This window comes from Escherichia coli DSM 30083 = JCM 1649 = ATCC 11775 (genome assembly GCF_003697165.2).
Taxonomy (GTDB): domain Bacteria; phylum Pseudomonadota; class Gammaproteobacteria; order Enterobacterales; family Enterobacteriaceae; genus Escherichia; species Escherichia coli.
Map to the genome: position 1 here is coordinate 3,480,582 of NZ_CP033092.2, position 12,837 is coordinate 3,493,418.

General features: G+C 51.7%; 15 protein-coding genes and 1 pseudogene. 8 read left to right on the top strand and 8 right to left on the bottom strand.

The annotated features are described in order from the left end of the window. Window positions 1-22 precede the first annotated feature (22 nt). A complete protein-coding gene (gene ybbP / locus EAS44_RS18160) occupies window positions 23-2,437 on the bottom strand; it encodes a putative ABC transporter permease subunit YbbP (protein WP_000561830.1) in 2,415 nt (804 codons plus the stop codon). Next, window positions 2,434-3,120, bottom strand: a complete 687-nt coding sequence (ybbA, locus tag EAS44_RS18165) for a putative ABC transporter ATP-binding protein YbbA (protein ID WP_001110564.1) — start codon at window positions 3,118-3,120, stop codon at window positions 2,434-2,436. The genes ybbP and ybbA overlap by 4 nt, the downstream gene beginning before the upstream one ends. Here ybbA and tesA point away from each other — a divergent pair. The 3 genes from tesA to cnoX are packed head-to-tail and all read left to right on the top strand — an operon-like array spanning window position 3,091 to window position 5,428. Further along, window positions 3,091-3,714: a multifunctional acyl-CoA thioesterase I/protease I/lysophospholipase L1 gene (gene tesA, locus EAS44_RS18170; RefSeq protein WP_001295836.1), complete on the top strand. Its 624-nt coding sequence runs from the start codon at window positions 3,091-3,093 to the stop codon at window positions 3,712-3,714. The genes ybbA and tesA overlap by 30 nt on opposite strands. Continuing rightward, complete coding sequence (gene ybbO, locus EAS44_RS18175; RefSeq protein ID WP_000148948.1) at window positions 3,704-4,513, top strand: NADP(+)-dependent aldehyde reductase; 810 nt, start codon at window positions 3,704-3,706, stop codon at window positions 4,511-4,513. The genes tesA and ybbO overlap by 11 nt, the downstream gene beginning before the upstream one ends. A 60-nt stretch (window positions 4,514-4,573) precedes the next feature. Further along, a complete protein-coding gene (cnoX, locus tag EAS44_RS18180) occupies window positions 4,574-5,428 on the top strand; it encodes a chaperedoxin (protein ID WP_001295322.1) in 855 nt (284 codons plus the stop codon). A 62-nt stretch (window positions 5,429-5,490) separates the two neighbouring features. On the opposite strand, the gene fetB is transcribed toward cnoX, so the two are convergent. Together fetB and fetA are read right to left on the bottom strand one after the other, a co-directional pair. Next, a complete protein-coding gene (fetB, locus tag EAS44_RS18185; protein ID WP_001295323.1) occupies window positions 5,491-6,270 on the bottom strand; it encodes an iron efflux ABC transporter permease subunit FetB in 780 nt (259 codons plus the stop codon). Then, complete coding sequence (gene fetA / locus EAS44_RS18190) at window positions 6,257-6,934, bottom strand: iron efflux ABC transporter ATP-binding subunit FetA (protein ID WP_001157551.1); 678 nt, start codon at window positions 6,932-6,934, stop codon at window positions 6,257-6,259. The genes fetB and fetA overlap by 14 nt, the downstream gene beginning before the upstream one ends. A gap of 145 nt (window positions 6,935-7,079) precedes the next feature. Here fetA and qmcA point away from each other — a divergent pair, with 145 nt between their 5' ends. Both qmcA and ybbJ read left to right on the top strand, forming a co-directional pair. Next, a complete protein-coding gene (qmcA, locus tag EAS44_RS18195; protein WP_000904497.1) occupies window positions 7,080-7,997 on the top strand; it encodes an SPFH domain-containing protein in 918 nt (305 codons plus the stop codon). Further along, window positions 7,994-8,452: an NfeD family protein gene (gene ybbJ, locus EAS44_RS18200; protein ID WP_000970318.1), complete on the top strand. Its 459-nt coding sequence runs from the start codon at window positions 7,994-7,996 to the stop codon at window positions 8,450-8,452. The genes qmcA and ybbJ overlap by 4 nt, the downstream gene beginning before the upstream one ends. Window positions 8,453-8,554: 102 nt before the next feature. On the opposite strand, the gene EAS44_RS18205 is transcribed toward ybbJ, so the two are convergent. Further along, window positions 8,555-8,917, bottom strand: coding sequence for a hypothetical protein (locus EAS44_RS18205; RefSeq protein WP_001001644.1), 363 nt, complete (start codon window positions 8,915-8,917; stop codon window positions 8,555-8,557). Between the two features lie 366 nt (window positions 8,918-9,283). Between EAS44_RS18205 and EAS44_RS18210 the strand changes: the two genes are divergently transcribed. The 3 genes from EAS44_RS18210 to EAS44_RS18220 all read left to right on the top strand — a co-directional run bounded on the left by EAS44_RS18210 (window position 9,284) and on the right by EAS44_RS18220 (window position 11,008). Continuing rightward, window positions 9,284-10,300 carry a YadA family autotransporter adhesin gene (locus EAS44_RS18210; protein ID WP_000859812.1) on the top strand — a complete coding sequence of 339 codons (1,017 nt, stop codon included), beginning with the start codon at window positions 9,284-9,286 and terminating at the stop codon, window positions 10,298-10,300. Window positions 10,301-10,385: 85 nt separating this feature from the next. Beyond that, window positions 10,386-10,808 (top strand): hypothetical protein, encoded by a 423-nt coding sequence (locus tag EAS44_RS18215; RefSeq protein ID WP_001331493.1) that lies wholly within the window; start codon window positions 10,386-10,388, stop codon window positions 10,806-10,808. Beyond that, window positions 10,805-11,008: a hypothetical protein gene (locus EAS44_RS18220; RefSeq protein ID WP_000664214.1), complete on the top strand. Its 204-nt coding sequence runs from the start codon at window positions 10,805-10,807 to the stop codon at window positions 11,006-11,008. The genes EAS44_RS18215 and EAS44_RS18220 overlap by 4 nt, the downstream gene beginning before the upstream one ends. Window positions 11,009-11,011: 3 nt before the next feature. Here the strand turns inward: EAS44_RS18220 and cueR are convergent, their stop codons facing one another. The 3 genes and pseudogenes from cueR to ybaT all read right to left on the bottom strand — a co-directional run bounded on the left by cueR (window position 11,012) and on the right by ybaT (window position 12,836). After that, entirely contained in the window at window positions 11,012-11,419 is a 408-nt protein-coding gene (gene cueR, locus EAS44_RS18225) for a Cu(I)-responsive transcriptional regulator (protein WP_001026752.1), read from the bottom strand. Beyond that, window positions 11,416-11,513 (bottom strand): annotated as a pseudogene (locus tag EAS44_RS25620) (hypothetical protein); the annotation flags it as partial. The gene cueR and the pseudogene EAS44_RS25620, both read right to left, overlap by 4 nt. Before the next feature lie 30 nt (window positions 11,514-11,543). Beyond that, entirely contained in the window at window positions 11,544-12,836 is a 1,293-nt protein-coding gene (ybaT, locus tag EAS44_RS18230; RefSeq protein ID WP_000982162.1) for an APC family permease, read from the bottom strand. Between the last annotated feature and the right edge of the window lies 1 nt (window position 12,837).

The window sequence follows — 12,837 nt, forward strand, 5'->3', positions numbered from 1 at the left end:
AGAAATAAACGGCTTTATCACATCACCCCGCAAACTGCCTGAACAGCGCCTTACCCTTAAGCAGTCGCGCACCCAGCCAGCCGCCGCAAAGCGACAGCAGTAGCGCACCGCTGCACGGCAGAACAATCCACAATCGCCAGTCTGGCTCCCACGGGAAATCAAACACTTTCGATTGCAGTACCGCCAGTGCCGTTTCCGCACCAATTGCGGCCACCAGGCCGGATACAAACCCGAGCATGGCGAACTCACACCACAATGTCGTGCGCAGCAGTTTTTTCCCCGCACCAAGTGTGCGCCACACCACCAGCTCCTGATGACGCTGACGCATTCCCACCTGCACCTGCGCCAGCAACAGCAACATGCCGCAGGCGGTGACCAGCACCACCATCACTTCCAGCGCCCGACTTACCTGCTCCAGCACCTGACCGACCTGTTTTAAAATCGCGCCAATGTCTAACAGGCTAATGGTCGGGAACTGGCGGTTGAGTTGCGTCAACATGCCGTTGCCATTCTCCCAGCGGAAACTGGTAAGCCAGCTCTGCGGTTGCCCGTCTAATGCCCCTTCCGGGAAAATAAAATAGAAATTAGGCCGCAGACTTTCCCAGTCCACTTTGCGCAGGCTGGTCACTTTAGCGCGGAACTCCTGGGTATCGCCCATAAAAGTCACGGTATCGCCGAGGGCAACGTTTAAGCGTTTCGCCAGCCCCTCTTCCATCGACACTTCATCGGCTTTTGGCGGCCAGTTACCGGCGACGATCGGGTTATGATCAGGCCGCGCATTTTGCCAAGTGAGATTCAGCTCGCGGTTGAGCGCCTCATCTCCATTGCCTTCTGTCGGCTTGTCGTTAATCGCCGTCAACCGCGCCCGCACTACCGGATAAAACGATTCCGGGACTATCTGATGTTCCGCGAGAAACGCTTTTAGCGGCGTAACCTGTTCTGTGGCGATGTTGATTAAAAAGTAGTTCGGGCTTTCTGGCGGTAGCTGCTGTTGCCAGCGATCGAGCAGATCGCCACGCAACACCAACAACAGTGCCAGCAGCATAAAGGAGAGCGAAAATGCCGAAAGCTGGCTTAACGTTGACCACGGCTGACGTAACAGGCGGCTAACCGCCAGGCGCAGAGGTAGCGATTTCAGCGTCATGCGGCGAAGTACATTCAGCAGCATCCAGCCCAGCACACCGCACAGCAAAGCCAGTACTACCGCGCCCGCCAGCACCGCCCAGAGCAGCATACTGCCGCCCATCAGTCCGGCGAGCAGTAGCACAACCACCACACTGACAATCGGCAGATAAAACTTCAGCGGCCAGACGTTTGCAACCACATCATTACGTAACACGCGTAAAGGCTGCGTTGCCAACAACAGGCGGTATGGTCGCAGCCCCACCAGCAGCGAGATGACTGTCATGGTGCCGAGCGCCCACAGCCACGGCCAGAGGCTGGCAGGAGGTAAAGCGGCAGGTAGCACGGGTTTGAGCAGCACCATCAACACGTTTTCGAACAACAGACCTATCACCCCACCGGTAATGGCTGAAAGTACCAGCACCATCAACCACTGACCGACAATTAACTTACGCAGTTGCGCTCGCCCTGCCCCCAGCGTTTTGAGGATCGCCACCAAGTCGTAGCGACTGCGACAGTAATGATTCATCGCCACCGCGACCGCCGCCACCGCCAGCAGCAAGGTCAGAAGCGCCGAAAGCAGCAGGAACTGTTGCGAACGTTCTATCGATCGCCCCAGCGCGCCTTCGTCCTGTTCCAGACCGTACCAGCGTTGTTCGGGTTTAAGCTGGGGTAACAACCATTTCTCATAGCCGTCGAGCTGGTTCTCGCTACCGCCGAATTTATAGCGCCAGGTGACCCGACTCCCCGGCTGCACGGATCCGGTTTTATCAACATCCGCCAGATTCATCATCAGGCGTGGGGCTATCTGGAAAGGATTAAAACCGGAATCCGGTTCCTGAATCACTTCTCCGGCAATCCGCAAGGTGGCATCGCCCACGTCAATGGTGTCGCCCGTTTTCAGGTTAAGCAGTGCCATCAGGCGTGGGGCCAGCAATACGCTGCCCGCCTGCGGTTTCAGGCCAGGGGGATTAGTTTGCAGATCGCCATACATCGGGTAGATATCATCCACCGCTTTGACGTTCGCCAGCTGCGGCGTGTCGCCTGCAAAGGTCATGGTGGCGAAAGTCAGCTGCTTGCCAACTTTCAGGCCGCGCTTTTGCGCTTCCTCCAGCCATGCTTGCGGCACTTCGCGCGAACTGCGCAACGCCCGATCGCCCGCCATAAACTCACGGCTTTGCTGGCTTAAGCCCTTCTCCATGCGATCGCTGATATTGCCCAGCGCCAGCACGCAGGCCACCGCCAGGCTAAGCGCCAGCCAGACAATTAATAGCGACGGCGAGCGCCATTCGCGCCAGAACCAACGTGCAATCATGCTTCCTCCTGCAACTGCCCGTTCACCAGCCGTAAGCAGCGGTCACAGCGTGCCGCCAGTTGCAGGTCATGGGTCACCATAATCAACGTGGTGCCATGCTCACGGTTGAGGGAAAAAAGTAGATCGGCAATTTTATCGCCCGTCTGGCGGTCAAGGTTGCCGGTGGGTTCGTCGGCAAACAGCACATCAGGTCGACCATTAAAGGCTCGCGCCAGCGCCACTCGTTGCTGTTCGCCGCCAGAAAGCTGTGCCGGAAGATGATCAAGACGTTTACACAACCCTAACTGTTCGAGCAACGCTTTCGCCCCGTTACGACTTTCTGCGCTACTCTCACCGCGCAGCAGCGCCGGAAGCTCGACGTTTTCCAGCGCGTTAAGGGTAGGAATTAACATAAATGACTGAAAAACAAAGCCTACGTGCTTCGCGCGCAACTTTGCCCGCGCTTCTTCGTCCATATTATGTAGCGGTTGTCCCACCAGTCTCACTTCGCCACTGCTGCCGTCATCCAGCCCGGCGAGGATCGCCAGCAAGGTTGACTTACCCGATCCCGACTCGCCCACCAGTGCGATGGTCTCGCCACGTTTGACAACCAGCTCAACTCCGGTGAGGATGGAGAGTTCATGCTCCCCCTGACCGACGGACTTCTTAAGATGATGAACTTCAACAATGTTTTCCGCTGGCATTTGCCCTTCCTGTTCCTGGTCCTGTTAACCTTCCGTGCCGCCGCAGCGGACACGTTATTGATTCTGGGTGATAGCCTGAGCGCCGGGTATCGAATGTCTGCTAGCGCGGCCTGGCCTGCCTTGTTGAATGATAAGTGGCAGAGTAAAACGTCGGTAGTCAATGCCAGCATCAGCGGCGACACCTCGCAACAAGGGCTGGCGCGCCTTCCGGCTCTGCTGAAACAGCATCAGCCGCGCTGGGTGCTGGTAGAACTGGGCGGCAATGACGGTTTGCGTGGTTTTCAGCCACAACAAACCGAGCAAACGCTGCGCCAGATATTGCAGGATGTCAAAGCCGCCAACGCTGAACCATTGTTAATGCAAATACGTCTGCCTGCAAACTATGGTCGCCGTTATAATGAAGCCTTTAGCGCCATTTACCCCAAACTCGCCAAAGAGTTTGATGTTCCGCTGCTGCCCTTTTTTATGGAAGAGGTCTACCTCAAACCACAATGGATGCAGGATGACGGTATTCATCCCAACCGCGACGCCCAGCCGTTTATTGCCGACTGGATGGCGAAGCAGTTGCAGCCTTTAGTAAATCATGACTCATAAAGCAACGGAGATCCTGACAGGTAAAGTTATGCAAAAATCGGTCTTAATTACCGGATGTTCCAGTGGAATTGGCCTGGAAAGCGCGCTCGAATTAAAACGCCAGGGTTTTCATGTGCTGGCAGGTTGCCGGAAACCGGATGATGTTGAGCGCATGAACAGCATGGGATTTACCGGCGTGTTGATCGATCTGGATTTGCCAGAAAGTGTTGATCGCGCAGCCGACGAAGTGATCGCCCTGACCGATAATTGTCTGTATGGGATCTTTAACAATGCCGGATTCGGCATGTATGGCCCCCTTTCCACCATCAGCCGTGCGCAGATGGAACAGCAGTTTTCCGCCAACTTTTTCGGCGCACACCAGCTCACCATGCGCCTGTTACCCGCGATGTTACCGCACGGTGAAGGACGTATTGTGATGACCTCATCGGTGATGGGATTAATCTCCACGCCGGGTCGTGGCGCTTACGCGGCCAGTAAATATGCGCTGGAGGCGTGGTCAGACGCACTGCGCATGGAGCTACGTTACAGCGGAATTAAAGTTAGCCTGATCGAACCCGGTCCCATTCGTACTCGCTTCACCGACAACGTCAACCAGACGCAAAGTGATAAACCTGTCGAAAATCCCGGCATCGCCGCCCGCTTTACGTTGGGACCGGAAGCGGTGGTCGACAAAGTGCGCCATGCTTTTATTAGCGAGAAGCCGAAGATGCGCTATCCGGTAACGCTGGTGACCTGGGCAGTAATGGTGCTTAAGCGCCTGCTGCCGGGGCGCGTGATGGACAAAATATTGCAGGGGTGAGTTGAAGCGCGCGCTTAAGCCCCCATGTCAAAGAAAATATCGACAACAGAGAGCGACTCCATGTCCGTAGAAAATATTGTCAACATTAACGAATCTAACCTGCAACAGGTTCTTGAACAGTCGATGACCACTCCGGTGCTGTTCTATTTTTGGTCTGAACGTAGCCAGCACTGTTTGCAGTTAACCCCAATTCTGGAAAGCCTCGCGGCGCAGTACAACGGGCAATTTATTCTGGCGAAGCTGGACTGCGACGCGGAGCAGATGATTGCCGCCCAGTTTGGTCTGCGCGCGATTCCGACCGTGTATCTGTTCCAGAACGGGCAACCGGTAGACGGCTTCCAGGGGCCGCAACCGGAAGAGGCGATCCGCGCCCTGCTGGATAAAGTGCTGCCGCGCGAAGAAGAGCTGAAAGCGCAGCAGGCGATGCAGCTGATGCAGGAAGGCAATTACACCGACGCCTTGCCATTGCTGAAAGACGCCTGGCAGTTGTCGAATCAGAACGGGGAGATCGGCCTGCTGCTGGCAGAAACGCTGATTGCGCTGAACCGTTCTGAAGATGCTGAAGCCGTGCTGAAAACCATTCCTTTACAGGATCAGGACACCCGCTACCAGGGGCTGGTGGCGCAAATCGAACTGCTGAAGCAGGCGGCAGATACGCCGGAAATTCAACAGTTGCAACAGCAGGTGGCGGAGAATCCAGAAGATGCCGCACTGGCAACGCAACTGGCGCTGCAACTGCATCAGGTTGGGCGCAATGAAGAGGCGCTGGAGTTGCTGTTCGGGCATCTGCGTAAAGATCTCACCGCCGCAGACGGTCAGACGCGTAAAACGTTCCAGGAGATCCTTGCTGCGCTGGGTACGGGTGATGCACTGGCGTCGAAGTATCGCCGCCAGCTGTATGCGTTGTTGTATTGATGTTTTGTTGATCGGCACATGAACCACAACGCCGGATGCGATGCTGCGCATCCGGCATCGCATCATTTCTTCTTCAATTGCGTCACCACCAACTGGTGGCGCGAATTATAAAATTTACGATAGGTTAAATAGCAGGCAATAATGGTAGACAGGCTGGCAGTTGAGAGCAGCATAAAGGTCACCATAATCTGATATTTAATCGCCTTCACCGGATCAATCCCGGCAAATATCAGCCCGGACATCATTCCTGGTAAACTCACTAAGCCAACCGTTTTTGCTGAATCGACCGTCGGAATTAAAGCCGCGCGAATACTGTCGCGAATCAATATAGCTGAAGCCTGTTTCGGCGTCGCGCCAAGACTCAGTTTCTCCTGAATCTGTTGCTGTTCGCTAATAACCCGTTGCCCTAAATTGTTGTAACACAACCCCACCGCTACCATGGCGTTACCGGCTATCATCCCGGCGATAGGGATCACCTGCATCGGGATAAATTCAATCGACCCTGAGAGAATCAGCACCGCCAGGGTAATTCCCGCCCCGACCGTAATGGCAATAAACGATGAGATAAAAGCTTTAGCAATATATTTACTGCGTTTTTGCGCATTCCACGCCGCATTAAAGCAGATAAATAACACCATCAATAATGTCAGGCTGGCATCATCCACGCTGAAAATATACTTCAGCACATAGCCGACAATAATCAGCTGAATTATCGCACGCCCGACGCTCCAGAGAATGTCTTTCTCCAGCGCCAGCTTTTCTTTATGGCTAATTAAGATTGCCACCACCACCAGCATTAATGCCAGTGCCAATGATTCGTTAGTAATATTATGCGAGTTCATAGCGTGCTTCCTGCATTTCTCCGGCATGCGGTTGCAGTGTAATCACCTTATCCGCATGATTAATTTCGTCTTTATCGTGTGTCACCCACAGCACGGCAATATTTTGCTCGCGCACATAACGGTGGATCATCTCATTAACGTTATGTTTATTACTTTCATCCAGCGCACTGGTGATTTCGTCGAGCAATAAAACCTTCGGCATAAATTGCAGGTTACGAATCAATGAGATGCGTTGTTTTTCACCACCAGATAGCTCGGCGATATTCTTCGTCAAAATGCTGTCCGGTAAAGCGAAGCGTTCAAGAAAATCGAGAAAAATGGCCGGGTCAGGCTGCTGGTTACGGATCTGCCAGGGAAAAATCAGGTTATCGTATACCGTATCGCCAAACAGCGTCGGCGTCTGGGCGCAGTAAGAGACTTGCTGGCGGTAGATTTCTGGCTTTAGTGTGCTGACATCCTCACCTTCAAACAGTAACGTTCCGCTGGTTGGGCTGATCAATGAAGCAACTATTTTTAGCAGTGTACTTTTGCCACAACCAGAAGGACCGGTAATTAACTTAAATTCGCCAGCACGCAGCGAAAAATTGATGTTATTAAGAATCTTCGTATCACCCGCCAGATATCCTACGTTTTGTAGCTGAAGCAAAGGACTATTTTCCTGCATCGCTGTTCCCTTTTTCTGATTTTTACTAAAAACAGTTTATCCTTCGCAGGAATAAGGGGGAACTCTCTTTCAGTAATCAGGTATAATTTGTTTAATCAAGCAGCAATTTTGCTGATTATGGACGGTACAACAGGAGGTTTTTCCGATGCTTATCTTTATCCCGATTCTCATTTTTGTCGCGCTGGTCATTGTCGGCGCGGGCGTCAAAATCGTGCCGCAGGGCTATCAATGGACGGTAGAACGCTTTGGTCGCTATACCAAAACGTTACAGCCAGGTCTAAGCCTGGTGGTGCCCTTTATGGATCGCATTGGTCGCAAGATCAATATGATGGAGCAAGTGCTCGACATCCCTTCCCAGGAAGTTATCTCGAAAGATAACGCCAACGTTACCATCGACGCCGTGTGCTTTATTCAGGTGATTGACGCGCCGCGCGCGGCTTATGAAGTCAGCAATCTGGAGCTGGCGATCATCAACCTGACCATGACTAACATTCGTACCGTGCTGGGTTCAATGGAACTTGATGAAATGCTCTCTCAGCGCGACAGCATTAACTCGCGTCTGCTGCATATTGTCGATGAGGCCACCAACCCGTGGGGGATTAAAGTCACCCGTATCGAAATTCGTGATGTGCGCCCGCCCGCAGAGCTTATCTCTTCAATGAACGCGCAGATGAAAGCGGAACGTACCAAACGCGCTTACATCCTTGAAGCGGAAGGGATCCGTCAGGCGGAAATCCTCAAAGCCGAAGGTGAAAAACAGTCACAAATCCTGAAAGCGGAAGGCGAACGTCAGTCGGCGTTTTTACAGGCTGAAGCGCGTGAACGTTCCGCTGAAGCAGAAGCCCGCGCCACCAAAATGGTGTCTGAAGCCATCGCCTCCGGTGATATTCAGGCGGTGAACTACTTCGTCGCACAGAAATACACCGAAGCGTTACAGCAGATCGGTTCGTCCAGTAACAGCAAAGTGGTGATGATGCCATTAGAGGCCAGCAGCCTGATGGGGTCGATTGCCGGGATTGCTGAGCTGGTGAAAGACAGCGCCAACAAACGGACTCAGCCATGATGGAGTTAATGGTCGTTCATCCACATATTTTCTGGCTAAGTCTCGGCGGTTTGCTGCTGGCAGCCGAGATGTTGGGCGGCAATGGTTATCTGTTGTGGAGCGGCGTGGCAGCGGTGATTACCGGTCTGGTGGTCTGGTTGCTGCCGCTGGGTTGGGAGTGGCAAGGGGTAATGTTTGCCGTCCTGACGCTGCTCGCCGCCTGGCTGTGGTGGAAATGGTTGTCGCGGCGGGTGCGCGAACAAAAGCACAGCGACAGTCATTTAAACCAGCGCGGGCAGCAGTTGATTGGCCGACGTTTTGTTCTGGAATCTCCGCTGGTCAACGGGCGCGGTCATATGCGCGTCGGTGACAGTTCATGGCCTGTCAGCGCCAGCGAGGATCTCGGTGCAGGTACGCATGTTGAAGTCATTGCGATAGAAGGGATAACGCTGATCATCCGTGCGGTCATCGCCTGATGCGACGCTGACGCGTCTTATCATGCCTACAAAATATGCCCGAATCGTAGGCCAGATAAGGCGCTTGCGCCGCATCCGGCATATAGCCGAGTAGAGGCAAAATTACTCTTCCCGGCCTTTACCCATACTTTTTTGGTCTTCATCCGGATAGTGTTTTTTTAGATATTCCAGGACGTTTTTATTGACCTTGTGTTGGGTATACACCCACCCTTTCCAGTAATCAGGTTGGTCCAGGTAAACTTCTGGCGGAATGGTGAAATCAGAAAGCGTTAACCATTCGGCTAACAGATCGGGGTTTCGTTTCTGGATTAACTGCAACAGCATAATCAGTGACATAGCTGAGGCAGGAGCCGTACTATCGCCACTTAAATATTTCCACACTGTTGACCGGTTCGAACGAAAAAGGATCGGTAGCAATGCCCGGTCCAGATTCATTTCATTAAAAATCTTCTCAAATTCATTCATTTAAATTTTCCTGCCTAGCGTAAACCTCTTAAAAATTGAGATTTATCAAAGAAACGCATTTTAGCACACATCAGGAACCGCTTCACGTTTAGTCCAGAAACAGAAATTATTTCGCTTATCAAAACAAGTCTTTACTCTTTTTTACATTGAAAGAGCACGAAATAATTTCCTTTTTTATTTATAAAAGAAACTATTTTTGTTTCTTATTGGTGGTATTTACGCTTAAACAAGACAAAAATGCGCTTTACATCACACAAATGGCGGCGTAGATTTCGATCAAATTGCAACGCAGTTTATTTCTTAAAACAATATTATTTGTTTCTTATAGAAACATCAATGCGACTTATTTTGAACAAGAGAAAATGAATGAAAACTGTAAACGTAGCTTTACTGGCACTCATAATTTCAGCAACATCCAGCCCTGTTGTTTTAGCTGGTGATACCATTGAAGCGGCGGCAACAGAGCTTTCAGCCATTAACTCCGGCATGTCGCAATCGGAGATTGAGCAGAAGATTACCCGCTTTTTAGAACGCACAGACAACAGTCCCGCTGCGTATACCTATTTGACTGAACATCACTACATCCCTTCTGAAACACCTGATACCACTCAGACTCCCCCTGTCCAGACAGATCCTGACGCAGGACAAAAAACCGTTGCCGCTACAGGTGTTGTACAGATACCTGCCCGTTATCAGAGCATGATCAACGCCCGACAGTCTGCGGTAACTGACGCCCAGCAAACGCAAATTACAGAGCAACAGGCGCAGATCGTAGCCACACAAAAAACGCTCGCCGCGACTGGAGATACGCAAAATACCGCGCATTATCAGGAGATGATTAATGCCAGACTGGCGGCTCAAAATGAGGCTAATCAGCGCACTACCACGGAACAAGGGCAGAAAATGAATGCACTGACAACCGATGTGGCAGCACAACAGCAAAAAGAAAGGGCTCAATACGATAAACAAATGCAAAGTCTGGCGCAGAAGTCTGTCCAGGCACATGAGCAAATTGAAAGTCTGAGACAAGATTCCGCACAAACGCAGCAACAGTTAACCAACACGCAAAAACGGGTCGCAGATAACAGCCAACAAATTAACACGCTCAATAACCATTTCGATTCTCTGAAAAACGAAGTTGAGGACAATCGTAAAGAAGCCAATGCGGGAACTGCATCTGCCATCGCTATCGCCTCACAACCACAGGTGAAAACCGGTGACGTGATGATGGTGTCAGCGGGAGCGGGAACCTTCAACGGTGAATCTGCGGTGTCTGTAGGAACATCTTTTAATGCCGGAACGCATACGGTACTTAAAGCCGGTATTTCTGCGGATACGCAATCTGATTTCGGCGCAGGTGTCGGCGTAGGATATTCGTTCTAATATTTCAATCCTCAATATAAATAAGAGCAAGGAAGCTTGCCGGGTTTCACCTCTTCATTAATTCGCACATTATTTAAGGTTAACAATGATGAATAGCTCCATTAAATCGTTTTCCCTGCTGGCGGTTATATTACTGACTGGCTGTAGTTCACCCACTTCCCGCATCGCAGATTGCCAGGCGCAGGGCGTCAGCCATGACACCTGTTATCTCGCAGAACAACAGCGTCAGACGGCTATTTTAAGTGCATCCGAGGCGCAGGCATTTAAAAATGCAGAAGCCGCACAACATGCCCAGGCGGCAAAGAAAGCCATTTATAAAGGATTTGGCATGACCTTTAGAATGAGCAGTAAGAACTTTGCTTATCTCAATGATTCATTATGTGCAATTGATGAAGACAATAAAGATGCCACTGTTTATCAGTCAGGTCTTTATAACGTCATTGTTTATCACCATACGGGAAAAGTCGCCTTAATGAAGGAAGGTCAGTTTGTGGGTTATTTAAAATGAAGGAGCAAAGGAAAATCCCCCTGACGCATATTATGATTATCGGTGCGTTTATTTTTGCCTTCTTGCAAGTGGTGTTATTAGCCTCCCTGGTTCACGCTGTGAATGTTAACAACGAAATCCAGGAAGGCTTATTTCAGTCGGGGCGCATTATGGTAGAAAGTTTGCAGCATATTCTTTCGGTGCAAACGGAGATTAACTGATTTTCACCCCGCCCGATGATGACAGCAGCCGGAGAGATTTTCGATAATCGGGCAGTCGGCGCTGTCATCGCCAGGGCAGGCATTCGCCAGCGCCAGTAGCTGGTTGCGCATGGATTGCAGTTCTTCGATATGCCGTTCGATCTCCGCCACCTTCTCCAGCGTACGACGTTTGACGTCGGCACTATGACGCTGCGGATCGTTAAACAGATTCACCAGTTCGCCGCTCTCCTCCAGGTTAAAGCCCACCTGGCGTGCCTGGCGCAGTAAGGTCAGTTCGTTGAGATGCTGCTGCGTGTAGGTGCGATAACCGTTTTCGCTGCGCATCGGCGGCGTCACCAGCCCCTTCTCTTCATAGAAGCGAATGGCTTTGCTGGTCAGGCCGGTAATTTTTGCTACATCGCTAATGTTCATCGTTCGCGCAACGCCTCCTGTGCTTTGTTAAAGGGTTTCAACAAATATTCAAGCACGTTTTTTTGCCAGTGCGAATATCGACCGCCACCACAATAATACAGGAAGTACTGCGCACAGAGAGATGTTATACGGTTTTATTGCGCTTCATGACCATTGCCACAATAAGGCTGAGTAAGAGTGCGCCAATAATCCATATCAGCGCACGGCTGCCCTGGGACCAGAGACTGTAGATAAAGCCAACGATCACCAACAACATAACCAACGTACCAACGATAAGAATCGGCAACGAGGCGTGAATATCATGACGCAGGCGGATCGCCACCACAAACACCGCCAGATAGCAGATCAAAAAGGTGGCGCTGGCAACGCTGGCGAGTGAGCCTAAATTCAGCGCCGCCGTCATCAGCATAATCAACACCACGACGATGATGTTGCCCCAGGTACTCTGCCGCCACAGAGGTTTATTCATTAGCTTCGGCAGTTCGCGTTCGCTGCCCATGTTGTCCATGATGTTAAACACGGCGAACAGGTTTGCGTTGATGGCTGAAGCCGTCGCCAGTAAAGCGCCGATGACGACGATCACATACCCCACATGCCCGAGGAGCGGAGAAGCAGCCTGCGCTACGGCGGTATCGGCATATTTTTCTAACTCTAATGCCGACACATCGCTAAGCAAAACCAGCGCCAGCGAGATATAAAGCAACGTGGTAACGCCAATCGCCACCAGAAACGCCCGTGGCATTATGACCTCCGGATCTTTCACTTTATCCGCCGCGTTCGCCATCATGCCAAAGCCCGCATAGGCAAGGAAGGTTATCCCGATACAGGAGAAGAACGCCCCGGAACTGGGGGGCGCAGAAACGGAAATATGCGCCGGTTGCAGCGACCAGACACCGGCAATAATCAGCAATAACAGGATCATCATTTTAATGCCGACGAGGATCACTTCCAGCCGCCCTACCGCATGGTTGCTTAAGGAGTTGAAAAGCGTCATCACCGCAATGATCCCCAACGCGTAGAGCAAAATAAGGTGCTCCTCCTGGCTGCCTTCATGCAAAAACTGCACGGCATAAGCGCCAAAAGCACGGGCGACCATGGCGATACTCACCGCCAGCGTCAACAGGTACAATAACGAGAGCGCCAGCGAAAAAACGCCGTTGCCTAATCCGCGACGAAAGAAGTCGATAATACCGCCATTGCTGGGATAGCTCGCCCCCAGACGCGCATAGGCATAACCGGAAAACATCGCCACAATACCGCCAAAAGCAAAGGCGACCCAGGTCGAGGCTTCCATTAGCAACGCAGCCTGCCCCAGCAGCGCGAAGATCCCCGCCCCCACCATTGCCCCAATGCCGATGGAAACGACGTTCCATAGACCGAGAGGTTTGTTACCGTTATTACCTTCCGTGTTCATCATG

What these genes read in the sequence shown, in the direction of transcription:
- fetA (WP_001157551.1), bottom strand. Translation starts at nt 6,934, where the DNA reads ATGCAGGAAAATAGTCCTTTGCTTCAGCTACAAAACGTAGGATATCTG.
- ybbJ (WP_000970318.1), top strand. Translation starts at nt 7,994, where the DNA reads ATGATGGAGTTAATGGTCGTTCATCCACATATTTTCTGGCTAAGTCTC.
- ybbO (WP_000148948.1), top strand. Translation starts at nt 3,704, where the DNA reads ATGACTCATAAAGCAACGGAGATCCTGACAGGTAAAGTTATGCAAAAA.
- EAS44_RS18220 (WP_000664214.1), top strand. Translation starts at nt 10,805, where the DNA reads ATGAAGGAGCAAAGGAAAATCCCCCTGACGCATATTATGATTATCGGT.
- fetB (WP_001295323.1), bottom strand. Translation starts at nt 6,270, where the DNA reads ATGAACTCGCATAATATTACTAACGAATCATTGGCACTGGCATTAATG.
- qmcA (WP_000904497.1), top strand. Translation starts at nt 7,080, where the DNA reads ATGCTTATCTTTATCCCGATTCTCATTTTTGTCGCGCTGGTCATTGTC.
- tesA (WP_001295836.1), top strand. Translation starts at nt 3,091, where the DNA reads ATGAACTTCAACAATGTTTTCCGCTGGCATTTGCCCTTCCTGTTCCTG.
- EAS44_RS18205 (WP_001001644.1), bottom strand. Translation starts at nt 8,917, where the DNA reads ATGAATGAATTTGAGAAGATTTTTAATGAAATGAATCTGGACCGGGCA.
- EAS44_RS18210 (WP_000859812.1), top strand. Translation starts at nt 9,284, where the DNA reads ATGAAAACTGTAAACGTAGCTTTACTGGCACTCATAATTTCAGCAACA.
- cueR (WP_001026752.1), bottom strand. Translation starts at nt 11,419, where the DNA reads ATGAACATTAGCGATGTAGCAAAAATTACCGGCCTGACCAGCAAAGCC.
- ybbP (WP_000561830.1), bottom strand. Translation starts at nt 2,437, where the DNA reads ATGATTGCACGTTGGTTCTGGCGCGAATGGCGCTCGCCGTCGCTATTA.
- EAS44_RS18215 (WP_001331493.1), top strand. Translation starts at nt 10,386, where the DNA reads ATGATGAATAGCTCCATTAAATCGTTTTCCCTGCTGGCGGTTATATTA.
- ybaT (WP_000982162.1), bottom strand. Translation starts at nt 12,836, where the DNA reads ATGATGAACACGGAAGGTAATAACGGTAACAAACCTCTCGGTCTATGG.
- cnoX (WP_001295322.1), top strand. Translation starts at nt 4,574, where the DNA reads ATGTCCGTAGAAAATATTGTCAACATTAACGAATCTAACCTGCAACAG.
- ybbA (WP_001110564.1), bottom strand. Translation starts at nt 3,120, where the DNA reads ATGCCAGCGGAAAACATTGTTGAAGTTCATCATCTTAAGAAGTCCGTC.